Source organism: Tenacibaculum sediminilitoris, from assembly GCF_964513795.1.
Taxonomy (GTDB): domain Bacteria; phylum Bacteroidota; class Bacteroidia; order Flavobacteriales; family Flavobacteriaceae; genus Polaribacter; species Polaribacter sediminilitoris.
Genome location: NZ_CAZEQR010000017.1, coordinates 1 through 16,177, shown reverse-complemented (window position 1 = coordinate 16,177; position 16,177 = coordinate 1). Strand labels below are relative to the sequence as shown.

Below are 16,177 nucleotides of genomic sequence, written 5' to 3'. Positions count from 1 at the left end.
AGAAAATCACATAATGAAAAAAATATTATTCATAGCTATTTGCATAGCTACTTGGACTTCGAATGCTCAAATTACACTTAAAGGAGTTGTAAAAGATAGTATAGGAAGACCACTTGAAATGGCAAATGTAATTGCTATTAATAAAACTACTAAAAAATTAGATTCTTATGGTTTTACAGATGCTAAAGGAAACTATAAATTAAACCTTACTCAAAATTCAACATATAGTATAAAAGTAAGTTATATAGGATTAAAAACTACCGAAGTTGATTTAGAAACCAAAGAAGGAGATTTATTTAAAGATATTACTTTAGAAGGAGACGACAGTTTAGATGAAGTAAATATAACTTATAAAATGCCTGTATCGGTTAAAGGAGACACCATAGTCTATGATGCTGATAGTTTTAAAAGTGGAACGGAAAAAAAACTTGGAGACGTGCTTCAAAAATTACCAGGAGTTGAGGTGAATGATGATGGCGAGATTGAAGTAGAAGGAAAAACAGTTAAAAAAGTAATGGTTGAAGGAAAAGACTTTTTTGATGGAGATTCTAAACTCGCCACAAAAAACATTCCTGCTAATGCTATTGATAAAGTTCAAGTACTTAAAAACCATAGTGAAGTAGGGCAGATGAGTAGCGTAACCGATAATGAAGATAATGTTGTAATTAATATTAAACTAAAAGAGGGAAAGAAAAATTTTTGGTTTGGTGAAGTATCTGGAGGGATGGGTATAGGAATGGAGGACAGTAGGTATTTAGCTCACCCAAAATTATTTTATTACAGTCCGAAATATAGTCTAAATATTATTACAGACATTAATAATATTGGGGAAGTACCTTTTACAATGAGAGACTATTTTAAATTCACAGGAGGCTTTAGACAGTTTGGAGATAATAACGGAACAAATTTTAATGTAGGATCAAATGATATAACTTTTTTAACTTTAAGAAACAATAGAGCTAAAGAAATTGAATCGAAATTTGGAGCTTTAAATTTTAGCTATTCCCCTAAAAAAACATGGGATATTAGTGGTTTTGCAATCTATTCAGGAAATGAAACAGATATGGAAGAAACCACCCAGCGTTTATACTCGAATGCAGGAATTAATAAAAATAATTTGCCTACATATAATGAAAATGATCCGTCTTCAACAAAATATATTGATACAGAACAAACAAAAGATTTAACAAATCAGATAAGTGATTTAGGGTTGTTTAAGTTGAGCTCTAGTTATAAACCAAATGCTAATAATCAATTTGATTACGATGTTTTTGCTAAAATATCTAAGCAGCAACAAATGCAGTCAACTGTATCATCAAGAACTTATTTGAATGCAGATGATGAGATTGTACCAATTAATCAACTTTCTGAGCAAAGTCCTTTTTCTATCAATCAAAATTTAAACTACTATTACACATTAAATGATAAAAATATTTTTGCTTTTGAAGCACAACATTTATGGCAAAATGAAGATCCTTTTTATAATGCTGAGTTAGAAAAATTATCATTTTATAATTTATTGTCATTAACAAATGTAAACCCTAACCCAGGAGATCATAACTTATTTATTTTGAGTCAGAATAAAAAGATAAGAACAAACAAATTAGATACAAAATTAGATTATTATTATGTGTTGAATTCTAAAAGTAATTTAAATGTAACTTTTGGAACTACCTTAAGCAATCAGCAATTTAACTCTAGTGTTTTTGAGATTTTAGAAGGTAATAAAAATAAAATTACTGAACCATCGACAATAAATAACGTTGATTTTTCTTTCAATGATTTTTATGTTGGTTTACACTATAAGTTTATTACTGGAATCTTTACTTTCAATCAAGGTTTTACATTCCATAATTATGTTTCAAAAAACACCCAGTTAGGATCAGTTTATGAAAATAATTTTACTAAACTTTTGCCAGACGCTTCTGTGAAAATTAACTTAAAAAAATCAGAGACATTACGATTAAGCTATACCATGCAAACAAGTTTTTCTGATGTAAATCAATTAGCAGAAGGTTATGTTTTTAATAATTACAATAGCTTGTATTCAGGAAATAGGACACTAGAAAACTCATTATACCATAACATAAATTTGAATTATTTTAGCTTTAATATGTTTAATTATACCAATGTTTTTGGTTCAATTAATTATAGTAAACGTATTAATGAAATTAAGAGTAATACAGAGTTTATCGATATTAATCAAGTAAGAACTTCGATAAACTCTGCATTTCCTGATGAGTCTATTTCTGCAAGAGCTAATTTTCAAAAAAGTTTTAGAAAATTTAAGTTAAGATTAGGAGGGAATGTTTCTTATGGAAAATCAAATAGTTTAATTACTGATCGTCAAACGAGCGAAACAAGAAATCGATTAGCAAAAACATTTTCACAAAGTTATACCTCAAAATTTAGTACAAACTTTAAAGAAGCACCAAACTTTGATGTAGGTTATAATGTTTCTATCAATAACTCGAATATTGGAGGGGTAGAAAATACTTTTACAACACATAGCCCGTATATAAATTTTGATGCCTTCCTCTTAAAGGAATTTATATTTACATCAAAATATACATATAATAAAGTACTGAGTAATGGAGAAACTATTGATAGTTATGGGTTCTTAAGAACAGATCTTACATATCAGAAAAAGGATAGTAAGTGGGAATATAAGCTGGGGGTAACTAATTTGTTAAACTCAACAGCATTGAATCAAAATAGTAGTAATGATATCTATGTAAGTAATTCTTCGTATGTAATTCAACCAAGAATAGCAATGTTTACAGTAAAATATAATTTATAAGAAATAAAAAGATAGTATAAAAAAAGCGAGCCAACTAGCTCACTTTTTTTATACTATAGAAAATATGTATTATTCAATTATAATCTTTCTTGTTACTTTTTTACCTGCATTTTCAATTTGTAAAAGGTAAAGTCCACTAGCTGCTTTATTAAGTTGTACGCCTTTATTAAATTGACTTGAGATTGTAGAGAATTTTTGCGTTTCAAGTAATCTTCCTCTAAAATCAAAAAGTCTAATAACAGTAGATTCTTTATCTTTCACTTTAAAACTAATAGTAAGCCTTCCGTCTGTAGGTATTGGGTATGTTAGAAGATCTGTAAATAGAGAGCTGTCTGTTGCAAAACTTTCTTCAACAGTAACTGTATAATCTTCAACCTCACCATTAAAGTTTAACATACAAGAATTCGGACTGCTAGTTTGTCTTGTGGAAATTCTCATGGTTGTAGAACCCAACGGCGTATTTTCTGGGATGGTAATTGAAACAGTATTAGAAGAAGTCAAGTCATAGGTTTCATTAGCATCAAAAGTACAGTTTTGATTCCAGTCTATCCAAGCAAATGTTTTGGCATCATTATCTTCAGTATTATTAATAACAGTAGTTAAATCGTAGCTCTCACCTCTTACAAGCTGAGTATTTTCAGTAGAAAAGTCAGAATATCCTGTTGTTTTTGTTGAGGTATTATTAATACTATTAAAAGTAACATTAGTAATGCTTAACTGAGATTCGGTATTGCCAGAAGAGTTACAAAGATTGTCATTTACATTTAAAAGTATATTTACTGATTTAGTTATTGCTGCTGACGCAGCTGAAATAGTTATTGTGTAATCTCCTTTAGTTACATCAGCAAGATTTGTTACTGTTAAGGTAAATTTCCCGCCAGAACTCATTGTTGTGGTATTTAATGTTGCTGTCGAATTTGTAGGAACTCCTGAATAAGAAAGATTAACAGTTTCAGTAAAACCATAAAGAACGTTATAGCTAAAATCAAAAGTAATTTCGTTTGTAGCAATGTTACAAACCGACATGTCTCCAGTATTATTTGAAATAGAAAAAGTAGGAGCAGCAGGGAATATAGTAAAATTAGCATTGTTAACATTATAAAAAATATTATCAGCAGCTTCTACCAATACTCTAGCGTTTGTAGTTGGGTTGTTAGGTATAACAATATTTTCAGAACCATCGTTAGGTGTATTACTTTTTAAAAGAATAGGATAAGTAAGACCGCCATCAGTTGAAAGCCTAATGTTTACATTAGCACAATTAATTGGAGCTTGGTCTGTTGTTCCTTTGTTCCAAGAAATTGTTTGAGTAGATCCCGTTCCCCATGATACTGTATTATTTGGGCTAGTTACAGTAAAAGCTTCTGCATCTGTAACAGTTACTTTCATATCGTCTCTAGCTGAGTTACCTCCTCCAGAATGATTATCTCTCACAGTCAAAGCAAAATTTAAATCTCTTGCTACCGAAGGTAAAACTTCCCAAGTGTTAGAGGTACTACCATTTAAAACTGTAGAAAGTGTAGGGATATATCTGTTTGGAGATGAAGTAGGAGATATAGATCTAAACATTGGTCCAGCTGTATTGGTAGGTAGAGGAGACATAACTGCAATTTCATTATCTATTTGCTCCCATGTATATGTTAAAGAAGCTGTTCCGTCAGCATCTGTAGCTTGTCCTTTTAAGATAAAAGGAGTAGACTTAGGAATACTTACATCGTTTCCAGCGTTTGCAGTTGGAGCATTATTTCCTGCGCTTGTTGAGGTAGCGCAACTTCCAGATCCTTGTATATGGTTCCACATTTGAGCTATACTAACAGCATGAAAATAATCATCACTTACATTTTGAACATTTGGTGAACAAATACCAGCGTAAGCCATAATTGTAGAACCACTTCCAGGTTCAACAGCAGTGTTAGTACTTCTGTTACCATTACAAGAATTGTTAAATGTATGAGTTGCACCAAATTGATGTCCAACTTCGTGAGCAACATAGTCTATGTCATATTTATCGCCAACGGGTTGGCCTCTACCTGTAACCCCCTGAGCTTTATAGTTTGTAACACAAACAGAGTTTAGTTGAGCTAGTCCTCCAGCTCCAGTACTAAATGCATGCCCTATATCATAATTAGCATCACCAATAATGTTATCACATTTATCTTGGGTTTCGTCAATCAAGGTTCCAGAACTATTATTTGTTAAGCCATCTGTATTAGCATCTAAAAAAATTAAGTCATCATTATTGTCTACAATAATCATTCGTACACCTAAGTCTTTTTCGTAAACTCCATTAACACGAGTCATAGTAGTATTCATTGCAGAAAGTATAGCTGCTTTTTTTACTGCATCACTAGCTGTTGATGAAACTCCTTGGTTGCTAAGGTGAAATTGCGAATACTCTCCAGTACAAACTATTGCCATTCTATATGTACGCAAATTACCATCATTGGCATTTCTGCTTTGAGTTGTTGATGCATTTTTTTCTTGTACAAGATCTTCAACTTTACATGAAAACTCATCTTTAGTAACAGGAAGGTTACTTTTTTTGTAAATTATATATTCTTTATAATCTTTAGTATATGGATTGATATATGATGTTCCTTCATTAGCTGAAAAAATAATGGCATGCAGCCCATCTTTTCCTATACTTATTTTAGCTGTAGAAGAAGGGTTATCAATTCCTTGAGCAGAGTACGATTTTATCATCGGAAACTTTTCAGCTAAACCTGAAGCTAAATATGGAGTTTCTTTTAGCGAAAACCTCTCTAACTCCCCATTAGCATTAGGAAGTTGTATAGCTTTTGAGTTATTTATGTTTTTAGATTGTGAGCTTGGTAATACATTTTTAAAAGCATTCAAGTCTAAACTCATTAAAACATATTGTTTAGGTATGGTAGTATTAAATAGTTCTTTTTTTTGTTTAGCAATATCATCTTTATAAACTCTAGTCCATAATTGTTGGGAAAACAAGTTAGCTATAGATAGGTAAAAGATAAATAAAAAAGTAAGGGAGCTTTTTTTCAACATGGTTCTTATAATTGATAGAGGTTATAGTTTAAACTGTAAAATTTTAATTTTTCCTACCTTTGTGGGATAGTTTAGCGGTACAATTTATGAATAAAAAAATAAGAATTAGTGATTTAGGAAGAAAAAATTACAAAGAAACATGGGATTACCAAACGAATCTTTTAGATGAAATAGTATCATTAAAAAGAAAAAAAAGAAAAGAAGGAAGCGAAATTGAAACCCCTAATTACTTTTTGTTTGTAGAGCATCCTCACGTATATACCCTAGGAAAATCAGGAGATATAAATAACCTTTTGTTGAATGAAGAAAAATTAAAAGAGAAAGAAGCTACTTTTTATAAGATTAATAGAGGTGGAGATATTACCTATCATGGACCAGGACAAATTGTTGGCTACCCAATTTTAGATTTAGAAAATTTTTTCACAGATATTCACAAATATTTACGCTTGTTAGAAGAATCTATTATTTTAACAATTGCTGAATATGGATTAAAAGGAGAAAGAAGTGAAGGAGAAACTGGAGTTTGGTTAGGTGTTGGTACACCATTTGCAAGAAAAATATGTGCTATGGGGATTAGAGCTAGTAGATGGGTTACCATGCATGGTTTTGCTTTAAATGTAAATGCTAACTTAGGTTACTTTGATAACATAATTCCATGTGGAATTCGTGGTAAAGCTGTTACTTCAATGGAGGTTGAGTTAGGTAGAAAAATCTCAGAGGAAGAAGTAAAAGAAAAAATTATAAAACACTTTAAAGAACTATTTGAAGTAGAAGAATTTATAAAGGGATAAAAAAAGGGTTGACAATTGTCAACCCTTTTTTGTACATCGTAAAAACTAAAATTATTTTTTAGCTTTAAAATCAAAAGAAATTTCCATTAAATCGTTAATAAATTTGTCTTTTAATGCTGCATCAATTTTTTTAGACTTGTAAGTAACACCAAAATCAGTTCTGTCAATACTAAAAACATCACTTTTAAAAGTTACCGTGTCGTCAGATTCTGTAACAGTAGTAGGAATAGTGATACTCTTAGTAACATCTTTTAGAGTTAAGTTACCAGTAACGTGTACTTTTCCGTCTTTTAATTCAGAACTTGCTACTTCAAATTTAGCAGTTGGGAATTTTTCAACATCAAAGAAATCACCAGCTTTTAAATGACCTTCTAGTTTTTCTTTACCATTTCCAGCTTCTAAATCTTCACAAACAATAGTAGTCATATCAATAATAAACTCTCCAGATTTTAGATTTCCGTTTTCAACTTCGAAAGTTCCTTTTTCTAAACTTACCACTCCGCTATGAGAACCAGTTGGTTTACTTCCTTTCCAAGTAACTACAGATTCTGCAATATTAGCTTTATAAGTGTTAATAATGTTTTCTGTTTTTGCAACTTCTTTAACCTCGTCGCTAACAGCAGCTTTATTTTTTTCAGTTTTACAAGAAACTGCTCCGATTGCAACAAAAGCAATAGCTAAAATTGTTTTTTTCATTTTTTTTGTTTTTAATAATGATTATTAGTCGAATGCAAATATAACAAAAAATAATTTCCATGGAAATTATTTTTTATCTCTGGAATCAATTATTATAGTTACAGGTCCGTCATTCAGTAATTCAACTTTCATGTCGGCTCCAAATTGACCAGTTTGTATTTTTTTTCCTAAATCAATTTCAATTTGTTGAACAAATTTTTTATATAAAGGAATGGCTACATTTGGTTTAGCAGCTTTAATATAGCTAGGACGATTTCCTTTTTTAGTGGAAGCGTGTAAGGTAAATTGACTTACAGCAATTATATCTCCATGAATATCTTTAATTGACTTATTCATAACACCTTCATCATCATTAAAAATACGAAGGCTTGTAATTTTATTTGATAACCAGTTAATATCTTCTTGGGTATCTTCATTAACAATTCCGAGTAAAATTAAGAGACCATTTTGTATTTCGGCTACTTTTTTACTTTCAATAGTAACGCTAGCTTTTGAAACGCGTTGAATTACAATTTTCATTTTATGTAGAATACTTTTTTAGTTTTTCAAGTCTTTTTTGGTTTAAAATGGAAAACTAATTATTCCCAAATATCAGTTCTATAATGTTCTTCTTCTCCTTCTAAGATTTGCAGGTAACTTTTGTAACGAGACCAAGCAATTTCTTCATTTTCTAAAGCTTCTTTTACAGCACATTGTGGTTCGTTTATATGAATACAGTTATTGAACTTACAGTTTTGTTTTAAAGCAAAGAACTCTGGAAAATAATCACCTAGTTCATCTTTATCCATATCAACTACACCAAAACCTTTAATTCCAGGAGTGTCAATAATACGAGCATCAAAACTCAAGTCGAACATTTCAGCAAAAGTAGTGGTATGCTGTCCTTGTTTATGTTGTTCAGAGATTTCTTTTGTTTTTAGGTCGAGGGAAGGTTCAATAGCATTTACTAGGGTGGTTTTTCCAACACCAGAGTGTCCTGCAAACATGTTTACCTTTCCAGTCATTAATGTTTTAATTTTATGAATGTTGATGTTCTTGGTAGCAGAAACTTCAATGCACACGTAACCGATGGTTTCATAAACATCTTTTAGATACATGATTTCGGCACGTTGCTCAATTTCATAAGAGTCAATCTTGTTAAAGACTAGTATGGTTTTAATTGAATATGCTTCAGCAGTAACCAAAAAACGATCAATAAATGTGGTAAAAGTAGGAGGGTTGTCAATGGTAATTAATAAAAATACCTGGTCGATATTAGAAGCAATTACATGGGTTTGTTTTGATAAATTAACCGATTTACGAACAATGTAATTTTTTCGTTCATGAATGTTGGTTATTACGCCTGTTTCTTCATCATTGTTGGTTTCTAATGAAAAATCAACAATATCACCAACCGAAATAGGGTTGGTGCTTTTAATTCCTTTGAGACGAAATTTACCTTTAATACGGCATTTGTATAACTCGCCTTCAGACTTTATCCAATACCAACTTCCTGTAGATTTGTAAACCGTTCCTGTCATAGAACAAAGATGAGAATAAAAATTGAATGTTTTAGTGTTGTTTAGTTTGTTAAATCTTTAATTTTCTGAGCAACAGTTCCTCTTTCTGAAATTCTAATAATCATAAAAATTAATTGAGGTATAAAGCCTAGAGAAATAACCAAGTTTACTTTTTCGGTTACTTTTATATCTCGTATTTGTATAGATTTGTCAAAAATCATCAGGAAGGAATGTTTGCTAATTTTACAGAAAAACTCCAAGCACTTTTCCTTACTAATTCCATACTAAAATCAACTAAAAAATTATTAACATCTTTAGTTCAAACAAGATTTTTTAAAAAGGATATACTATAGCTAAATCATTCTGAACATTATTAACTAAATAGGGTGAGATTTTATTTTATTAAAAACGTCTTACAAATTTTGAATGTTTTGTCCTTTCGATACTTCTGCAGCTACAATTACTAAATCAAAATTTATATGTGCATTCATACCAATTAATAAATGTTGTAAAACGATATACCAATAACTTTAGTTATACTAAAAGCTTTTCCCAAGAAGAAGTAATAGGCATATTGTTTTTATAATTGTAATATGCATTTAATGGTTTGGATGAAAACTTTTTTCTAATAGAAATGCCATATTGCTTGTCTGAGATATTAATTATGGTATTGAGAATTAATTTTTTGAGTTTCTCATCTTTAAGCTCTCGCTCTAATTGTTTAATTTTTTGTGCGGGTGTTTCTTTGGATTTTGGCATAGAATGAATTGAGAGATTATTCCAGTTAAGTTACCATGTTTTCGTAACCAAACCAAAACGGTACTTCTTGCTTGGATACCGCAAGCCTTTTGTGATTGCTTGTAAGTCAATTCACCTTTTTCTACTTGAGAAACAACGGTTAATTTAAAGCCTAAATTGTAATCACGTTGGGTTTGTTTAACGCTTGATTTTCTAAGTCATTCATAAATAAGTTGATTTTGTGTCAACTTATTTCAGGACGGAACAGTTACTCCTAAAACGTTCATATTTATGGTTTGTTCTTGTTTATCCCAATCTAGTTTTGGGTTTACAAACCCAACTCCTGATTCTTCTTTAGTTCTTGTAATTTTTCTATCCTTTTACCAATAACTACTATAATATAGTTTTCTCTTATAAATTTTTATGTAAGCCATTTTCCAATACCTGAAGTGCCTCCGAAAATAATTGCTATTTTAGTTTTTTTCATTCTAAAATCATTCTTTAACTTTGCTAAAAATACAATTTTATGTTTATACTTATTGCTGCTAAAATGTTTACTACGGGCAGAATCATTTTTGCGAGTTTATTTGTAATAGCTTTTATCATTTTGATGTTTTTTAGTTACAAGAAGGATGCTAAAAACAATAAGAAACACTACCAAAATGCAGCTATTTATGTAGCAATAGGAATTGCTGTGGTAATAGCACTATTATTCTTATCTAAACTATTAACGAAGTAATTCTAGTTCATTTTTGATATTTCACTTAATTTTGAGTAATCTAATACTGTGTTGCCTTCTTTATCAAAAGAATATGAAGATGTGTACTTCACATCTATTTGAAGAGCAGAGAAGTTATAAGAAGTGATTTGATATACTTTTTGACCAAAAGATTCTTCATGATATTGCATTAAAACATAAAGCACTCCATCTAACTTGCTTATTTCTTTATTTGAATACTTATATAGCGGACTTTTTTCATCTATTTCATGTACAATCGTCCAAATTGTAGGTAAATACATAATTTTATCTCTTTCTAGTTTTAGCTCATAAAATTGGCGTCTATACTCTCCGTTTGATTTTTTTTCCGAAAGTGATAACGTTACTTTTATTTCAGGTTCAATCATTACTGTTTTACGGTTATTCATTAATCTAAACATTAATGCTCTATCATTTTTAAAACCTCTTAGAATTAAGTTATCACTAAAACGAATGGATGCTTTTGCTTTTGAAAAACGGCCATATAATAATCCTGTAATAAAAGAAAAACTCAATAAACCTATCATTGCTTCGAAAGCAGCTATGATATTAGCAGCAAACCCTTTAGGTGCGATTCCTCCATAACCTACTGTTGTTAAGGTTTGTGCGCTAAAAAAGAATCCATTTAGAAAATCATCTATTAAATTTCCTTTTGAGGGTGTTATCTGCTCTATACCTATCAATACGTACACAAATGCAAAAAGAACATTTAACAATGAATACCCTACAATTATCAAAGTAAAAAATTGCCACCATGGTAATTCAATGAAAAAAGTATACAAGTCATCTGCACTAAACCTTCTATTTGCATGTACTACATTAGAACTACCATCTGCATTAATTATTCTTTGTGCGTTACTGCTTGAGTTATACCCTAAACCCGGATCTTTCACTTTTTTTGCCATTTATGTTTCATTAATTCCTCTAAAAATACAAAACCGATTCTGATTAGAATCGGTTTTTGATATTTTCAATTATTTTTAAACCTGAACTTCTTAGTTTTTAATTGGTAAGAAATTATAATTTTTAGCATAAAAATTCATTTGCTCTTCAAAAGTTTCTGGCTGTACGATTTTAATATCAGTAATATTTCCATCAGCATCTGTTACTGGTTCTAATACTGGGTTTACAAATCCGCTATAAGGAGCAGATGTAAACTGAGCATTACGATCTAAAACTTCTTTATGAATACCTTGATCTACTTTTACTCCGTAACCTTCTACCAATGCTTTTGCTGCTTCAAAATCTCCTTCAGATTTAATTCTTTGTGCTTCTTTTAATAAACGTCCAAAAATTTCACGAAGCTTTTCATAATCGTTAATGTTATAAAAAGTTTTACCATCTCTAGTTACTTTTTCAATTACATTATCTTTTGCTCCTTGTTCAAAAGCCCAAGCCGACACCCATTGACGATTTACCATGTGATCTTCTTCAATATCATCACCTAAGTTAATTCTAATTAACTGTGTCATTAATCCGTTTCTAATATACCCATCATAAGCAGCTTTACCTACTTTTTGCCAATCGTCAACTAATCCTAATTCTTGTAATTTAGGATCCATTAAATAATATAGTCCTACTAAATCTGCTCTACCTTCTTCCATTGTAGAAGCGTAATTCTTTAAGGTTTCTTTTGGTTGCCCAATTCCGTCATTAATTACCCCTGAAGCATGACCAATAACCTCATGCAATGCTGTGTGTAACTTATCTGCTAACTTACCATATTTAATCTCTAAATCGATTTCTTCTTTATCGTTTGCAAACTCTTCTAAACGACCTGTTCCTCCTGCATTGTTATAAGAACCTATAATATTTCCTAACGACACCGATTTAGAACCGTGTTGTTGACGAATCCAGTTGTTGTTAGGTAAGTTCACTCCTATTGGAGTACTTGGAGATGCATCTCCTGCTTCACCAGCAACATTTACTGTTTTATATGAAACTCCTATAACGTCTTTCTTTTTATGAGTAGGATCTAACGGAGAATTATCTTCAAACCATTGTGCATTGTCTGATAATACCTTCATTTTTTTAGACATATCAAAGTCTTTGATTTGTACGATTGTTTCGTACGAACCTCTATACCCTTTAGGATCATTATATACTTCAATAAAACCATTAATCCAATCAATATTACCTTCAGTAGATTCTACCCAAGCAATAGCATACTCATCCCAAGTATGTAAATCTCCAGTTTTATAATATTCGATTAACAGCTCTAATGTTTTTACTTGCTTTTCGTTTTCTGCTACTTCCTTAGCTTTTTCTAACCATTCAATAATTTTATCGATTGCTTGCCCATACATTCCGCCAGATTTCCAAACTTTTTCAACTAGTTTTCCATCTTCACGAACTAACTTAGAGTTTAAACCAGCTTCAATTGGTTGTCCTTCCGAGCCTTTATCAGCTTTCGCATAGAAATCTTCTACATCTTTACTTGTAATATCTGTTCCGTAAAAATTTACTGCTGATGCTAATACATTATCTACCCCAGCTTTTTTGTTTACTTTTTTAGCATCTTTATCATTAAAAATAACTTCTAATGCTTCAGTAGACAACTCAGTATTCGTTTCTTTTAATAGTGACTCTAAATACTCTTCAGAAAATGTAGGTTTTAACTTATCGTTAGAATAATGGTGATGAATTCCATTTGAAAACCATACTCTTTTTAAATACGTTGTAAACGCTTTAAAATCTTCACTTTCTTTATCTCCTTTAAAGTTGTTATTAATGTTTTCTAAAGCTGCTCTAATTTCAAGATTGTGACGGTAGTTTTGATCCCACATAATATCACGCCCAGATAAACCAGCTTGTGTTAAATAGTACACTAATTTTTTTTCTTTTAGTGTTAACTCATCAAATCCTGGAATTTGATAACGTAATACTTTTATATCAGCAAATTGCTCAACAACATACTCAAACTCTTTTGCCTTTTTTTCTGTTACTTTAGGCTCTTTTTTTGCATCTACACCACAAGAAGTTAATACTCCTGCTGCTGCAAACACACAAAGCATTTGTTTTAGTTTCATTTATATAGTTTTTAATTTGTTTTTTTGAACGCTAAAATTACAAAATTTAAACTTCATGGTATCTAAAACAGTCGGTTGTATGGTCGTTTACCATTCCTGTTGCCTGCATATGTGCATAAATTACTGTTGAGCCAACAAACTTAAATCCACGTTTTTTTAAATCTTTTGAAATCGCATCAGAAAGCTCTGTTGTTGCCGGTACTTCTTCTCTCTTTTCAAACTTATTTATTATCTGTTTTCCGTTAGTAAAACCCCAAATGTATTTTGAAAACGTCCCAAACTCTTCTTGTATCTTCATAAAAGCTTGAGCATTAGTTATAGTAGCTTTTATCTTCAGCTTATTTCTTATAATTCCAGCATCTTGAAGCAATTCTTCATATTTACCGTCAGAGTATTTTGCTATTTTTTTATAGTCAAAATTATCAAATGCCTTTCTAAAATTTTCTCTTTTCTTTAATATGGTAATCCAACTTAAACCTGCTTGAAATGTTTCTAATATTAAAAACTCAAACAATTTATCATCATCATATACAGGTACTCCCCATTCATTATCATGATATTTAATATATAGTGGATCATTATTAACCCAAAAGCATCTTTTTTTCATACTTCTATTATTTAATGCTGAAAATTACTGTTAAACAAATTAAAAGTCAATGAAAAATGGAATAATTTTTGCTCTTTATATAGTCATAAACCACATTGATTATGAAGTAACCTATAAACTATTCCATTATTTTGAGTTTGCTCAACGAAAATATAGTATTTATTTAGGTATAAATCTTTGAAACTAGCAATTCCATAATAAAAAACGTCTTTCTAAAAACTGTATATTTGCTCAAAATATCAACCATATAACATGAAGTTTTTAAGAAATTTACTTGCCTCTATTCTTGGCTTTTTTATCGCCCTATTTTTACTTTTTGTATTCTTTTTTGCGATAGCCTTTATTGTTGGAACTGAAGAGAAAATTGTTGTAAAATCGAATTCAGTTTTAGAACTAGATTTATCAACACCTATTAAAGATTATGCTCCAAAAGAAAACAACCCTATTGCTGAAGCTTTAGAGTTAGTTGATGAAAAATTAGCCCTTAACAAAATTATCAATGCTATTGAAAATGCAAAAACTGACGATAACATAAAAGGCATAAGTATTAAAACCCCATCTATAAATGCTGGTATAGCACAAACACAAGCGATTCGAAATAAAATTGAAGAATTTAAAGAGAGTGGTAAATTTGTATATGCTTATAACGATATATACACTCAAAAAAATTACTACCTAAGTTCAGTTGCAGACAGCCTGTTTTTAAATCCGGTAGGAGCTATTGATTTTAAAGGACTATCTACCGAAATTTTATATTTCAAGGATTTTGAGGACAAGTATGGTATAAAGATGGAGGTAATTCGCCATGGAAAATACAAAAGTGCAGTAGAACCATTTTTAGAAAATGAAATGAGCGAAGCTAATCGAGAACAAACCTCTTCGTTTTTAAAATCTATTTGGTCAGAAATTACAGATGATATTAGTAAGAGTAGAAATATTTCTGTTGAAAAACTAAATCTTATTGCTGATAATTCTAACGGAAGAAATGTTACCCTAGCAAAAGAAAACAATCTTATTGATGCCTCTATTTATGAAGATGAATATGAGGAAAAATTATCTTTAGGGTCTGACAAAAAAGTAAATACTATTTCTATCAGTGATTATATCAATTCAGGAAAAGGAAGAATTTCTTCGACAGCAAAAGATAAAATTGCTGTAATTTATGCTCAAGGAGAAATTAGATATGGAGAAGGTAATATAGATTATATTGGCCAAGGCATTATTAACAAAGCTATTCGAAAAGCCAGAAAAGATAATAATGTAAAAGCTATTGTATTACGTGTAAACTCTCCAGGAGGTAGTGCTTTGGCTTCTGAGTTAATTTGGCGTGAGTTAGAACTAACAAAAAAAGAAAAGCCTTTAGTGGTTTCTATGGGTAATTTAGCAGCCTCAGGTGGTTATTACATTGCTTGTAATGCTAACAAAATTATTGCAGAACCAACAACAATTACAGGATCAATTGGAGTTTTTGGAGCCATTCCAAACTTTAATCAATTCACTAGTAATATAGGAATCAATGCCGAACAAGTATCTACCAATAGCAGTGCATCGTACAGTGTTTTTGAACCGATGAACCAAAAATTTTATGAGGTTACTAAAGAAGGTGTTGAACAAATTTATACCACTTTTGTTAACCGTGTTTCTAATGGACGCAACATGACATTTGAACAAGTTAATGAAATAGCACAAGGAAGAGTTTGGACTGGTAAAGAAGCTATTGAAAAAGGTTTAGTTGACCAATTAGGAGGGTTAAATGATGCCATTAAAGTTGCTGCTGAGTTAGCAGAGCTTGAAAACTATAGAGTTCGTAACTATCCTCACTACAAAACTGATTTAAAGGATGCTTTACAAATGAATCCTTTTATGAAAGCTTCAAAAGAAGAAATACTTAAGGAAGCTTTAGGTAATGAGAACTACCAACTATACCACAACTTACAAAAAATTAAAGATGTAAAAGGAATTCAAGCTAGAATCCCATTTATATTTCAAATAAAATAACCCCCAAAAAAAAGCCTCGACATTGTCGAGGCTTTTTTTTTATAACTTATGTCCCGTCCTGAAATAAGTTGACACAAAATCGACTTATTATGAGTAAAGGAGTAAACAAGTGGGTTAAGCGCACCCAACGCGATTACAATTTAGGCTTTAAATTAGCCTTAGTAGCCGAGGTAGAAAAAGGCAACTACACCTATAAGCAGGTACAAAAAGTCTATGGTATTCAAGGTAGGAGTACTGT

13 protein-coding genes and 2 pseudogenes are annotated in these 16,177 nt (G+C 30.7%); 5 read left to right on the top strand and 10 right to left on the bottom strand.

Annotated elements, in window-relative coordinates; genetic code table 11:
• The first annotated feature begins 13 nt into the window (after positions 1–13).
• On the top strand, positions 14–2,800 hold the full coding sequence (locus tag ACKTSW_RS06475) for a carboxypeptidase regulatory-like domain-containing protein (protein WP_408024461.1): 2,787 nt from the start codon (positions 14–16) through the stop codon (positions 2,798–2,800).
• Between the two features lie 69 nt (positions 2,801–2,869).
• Here ACKTSW_RS06475 and ACKTSW_RS06470 read toward each other — a convergent pair whose 3' ends face one another.
• Positions 2,870–5,824 carry a zinc-dependent metalloprotease gene (locus ACKTSW_RS06470; protein WP_408024460.1) on the bottom strand — a complete coding sequence of 985 codons (2,955 nt, stop codon included), beginning with the start codon at positions 5,822–5,824 and terminating at the stop codon, positions 2,870–2,872.
• 86 nt (positions 5,825–5,910) lie between these two features.
• Between ACKTSW_RS06470 and lipB the strand changes: the two genes are divergently transcribed.
• Positions 5,911–6,615 (top strand): lipoyl(octanoyl) transferase LipB, encoded by a 705-nt coding sequence (lipB, locus tag ACKTSW_RS06465; protein WP_408024459.1) that lies wholly within the window; start codon positions 5,911–5,913, stop codon positions 6,613–6,615.
• A gap of 51 nt (positions 6,616–6,666) precedes the next feature.
• On the opposite strand, the gene ACKTSW_RS06460 is transcribed toward lipB, so the two are convergent.
• The 6 genes and pseudogenes from ACKTSW_RS06460 to ACKTSW_RS06435 all read right to left on the bottom strand — a co-directional run.
• Positions 6,667–7,311, bottom strand: a complete 645-nt coding sequence (locus ACKTSW_RS06460; protein WP_408024458.1) for a YceI family protein — start codon at positions 7,309–7,311, stop codon at positions 6,667–6,669.
• 66 nt (positions 7,312–7,377) lie between these two features.
• Positions 7,378–7,830: a D-aminoacyl-tRNA deacylase gene (dtd, locus tag ACKTSW_RS06455; protein ID WP_408024457.1), complete on the bottom strand. Its 453-nt coding sequence runs from the start codon at positions 7,828–7,830 to the stop codon at positions 7,378–7,380.
• A 59-nt stretch (positions 7,831–7,889) separates the two neighbouring features.
• The gene (gene rsgA, locus ACKTSW_RS06450) at positions 7,890–8,831 is read right to left on the bottom strand and encodes a ribosome small subunit-dependent GTPase A (protein ID WP_408024456.1); all 942 of its coding nucleotides are present in this window, start codon (positions 8,829–8,831) and stop codon (positions 7,890–7,892) included.
• A gap of 41 nt (positions 8,832–8,872) precedes the next feature.
• Positions 8,873–9,031, bottom strand: a complete 159-nt coding sequence (locus ACKTSW_RS06445) for a hypothetical protein (protein WP_408024455.1) — start codon at positions 9,029–9,031, stop codon at positions 8,873–8,875.
• A gap of 192 nt (positions 9,032–9,223) precedes the next feature.
• A complete protein-coding gene (locus ACKTSW_RS06440; RefSeq protein ID WP_408024472.1) occupies positions 9,224–9,328 on the bottom strand; it encodes a DUF5995 family protein in 105 nt (34 codons plus the stop codon).
• 100 nt (positions 9,329–9,428) lie between these two features.
• Positions 9,429–9,754: pseudogene (locus ACKTSW_RS06435) on the bottom strand (IS3 family transposase); the annotation flags it as partial.
• Between the two features lie 320 nt (positions 9,755–10,074).
• Between ACKTSW_RS06435 and ACKTSW_RS06430 the strand changes: the two are divergent.
• On the top strand, positions 10,075–10,287 hold the full coding sequence (locus ACKTSW_RS06430; protein ID WP_408024454.1) for a hypothetical protein: 213 nt from the start codon (positions 10,075–10,077) through the stop codon (positions 10,285–10,287).
• Positions 10,288–10,289: 2 nt separating this feature from the next.
• Here ACKTSW_RS06430 and ACKTSW_RS06425 read toward each other — a convergent pair whose 3' ends face one another.
• The 3 genes from ACKTSW_RS06425 to ACKTSW_RS06415 all read right to left on the bottom strand — a co-directional run bounded on the left by ACKTSW_RS06425 (position 10,290) and on the right by ACKTSW_RS06415 (position 13,941).
• On the bottom strand, positions 10,290–11,210 hold the full coding sequence (locus tag ACKTSW_RS06425) for an ion channel (protein WP_408024453.1): 921 nt from the start codon (positions 11,208–11,210) through the stop codon (positions 10,290–10,292).
• A 90-nt stretch (positions 11,211–11,300) separates the two neighbouring features.
• Positions 11,301–13,334: a dipeptidyl-peptidase 3 family protein gene (locus tag ACKTSW_RS06420; protein WP_408024452.1), complete on the bottom strand. Its 2,034-nt coding sequence runs from the start codon at positions 13,332–13,334 to the stop codon at positions 11,301–11,303.
• 46 nt (positions 13,335–13,380) lie between these two features.
• The gene (locus ACKTSW_RS06415) at positions 13,381–13,941 is read right to left on the bottom strand and encodes a DNA-3-methyladenine glycosylase I (protein ID WP_408024451.1); all 561 of its coding nucleotides are present in this window, start codon (positions 13,939–13,941) and stop codon (positions 13,381–13,383) included.
• A 252-nt stretch (positions 13,942–14,193) separates the two neighbouring features.
• Between ACKTSW_RS06415 and sppA the strand changes: the two genes are divergently transcribed.
• Together sppA and ACKTSW_RS06405 are read left to right on the top strand one after the other, a co-directional pair.
• Positions 14,194–15,939: a signal peptide peptidase SppA gene (sppA, locus tag ACKTSW_RS06410; RefSeq protein WP_408024450.1), complete on the top strand. Its 1,746-nt coding sequence runs from the start codon at positions 14,194–14,196 to the stop codon at positions 15,937–15,939.
• 89 nt (positions 15,940–16,028) lie between these two features.
• Positions 16,029–16,177: pseudogene (locus ACKTSW_RS06405) on the top strand (IS3 family transposase); the annotation flags it as partial.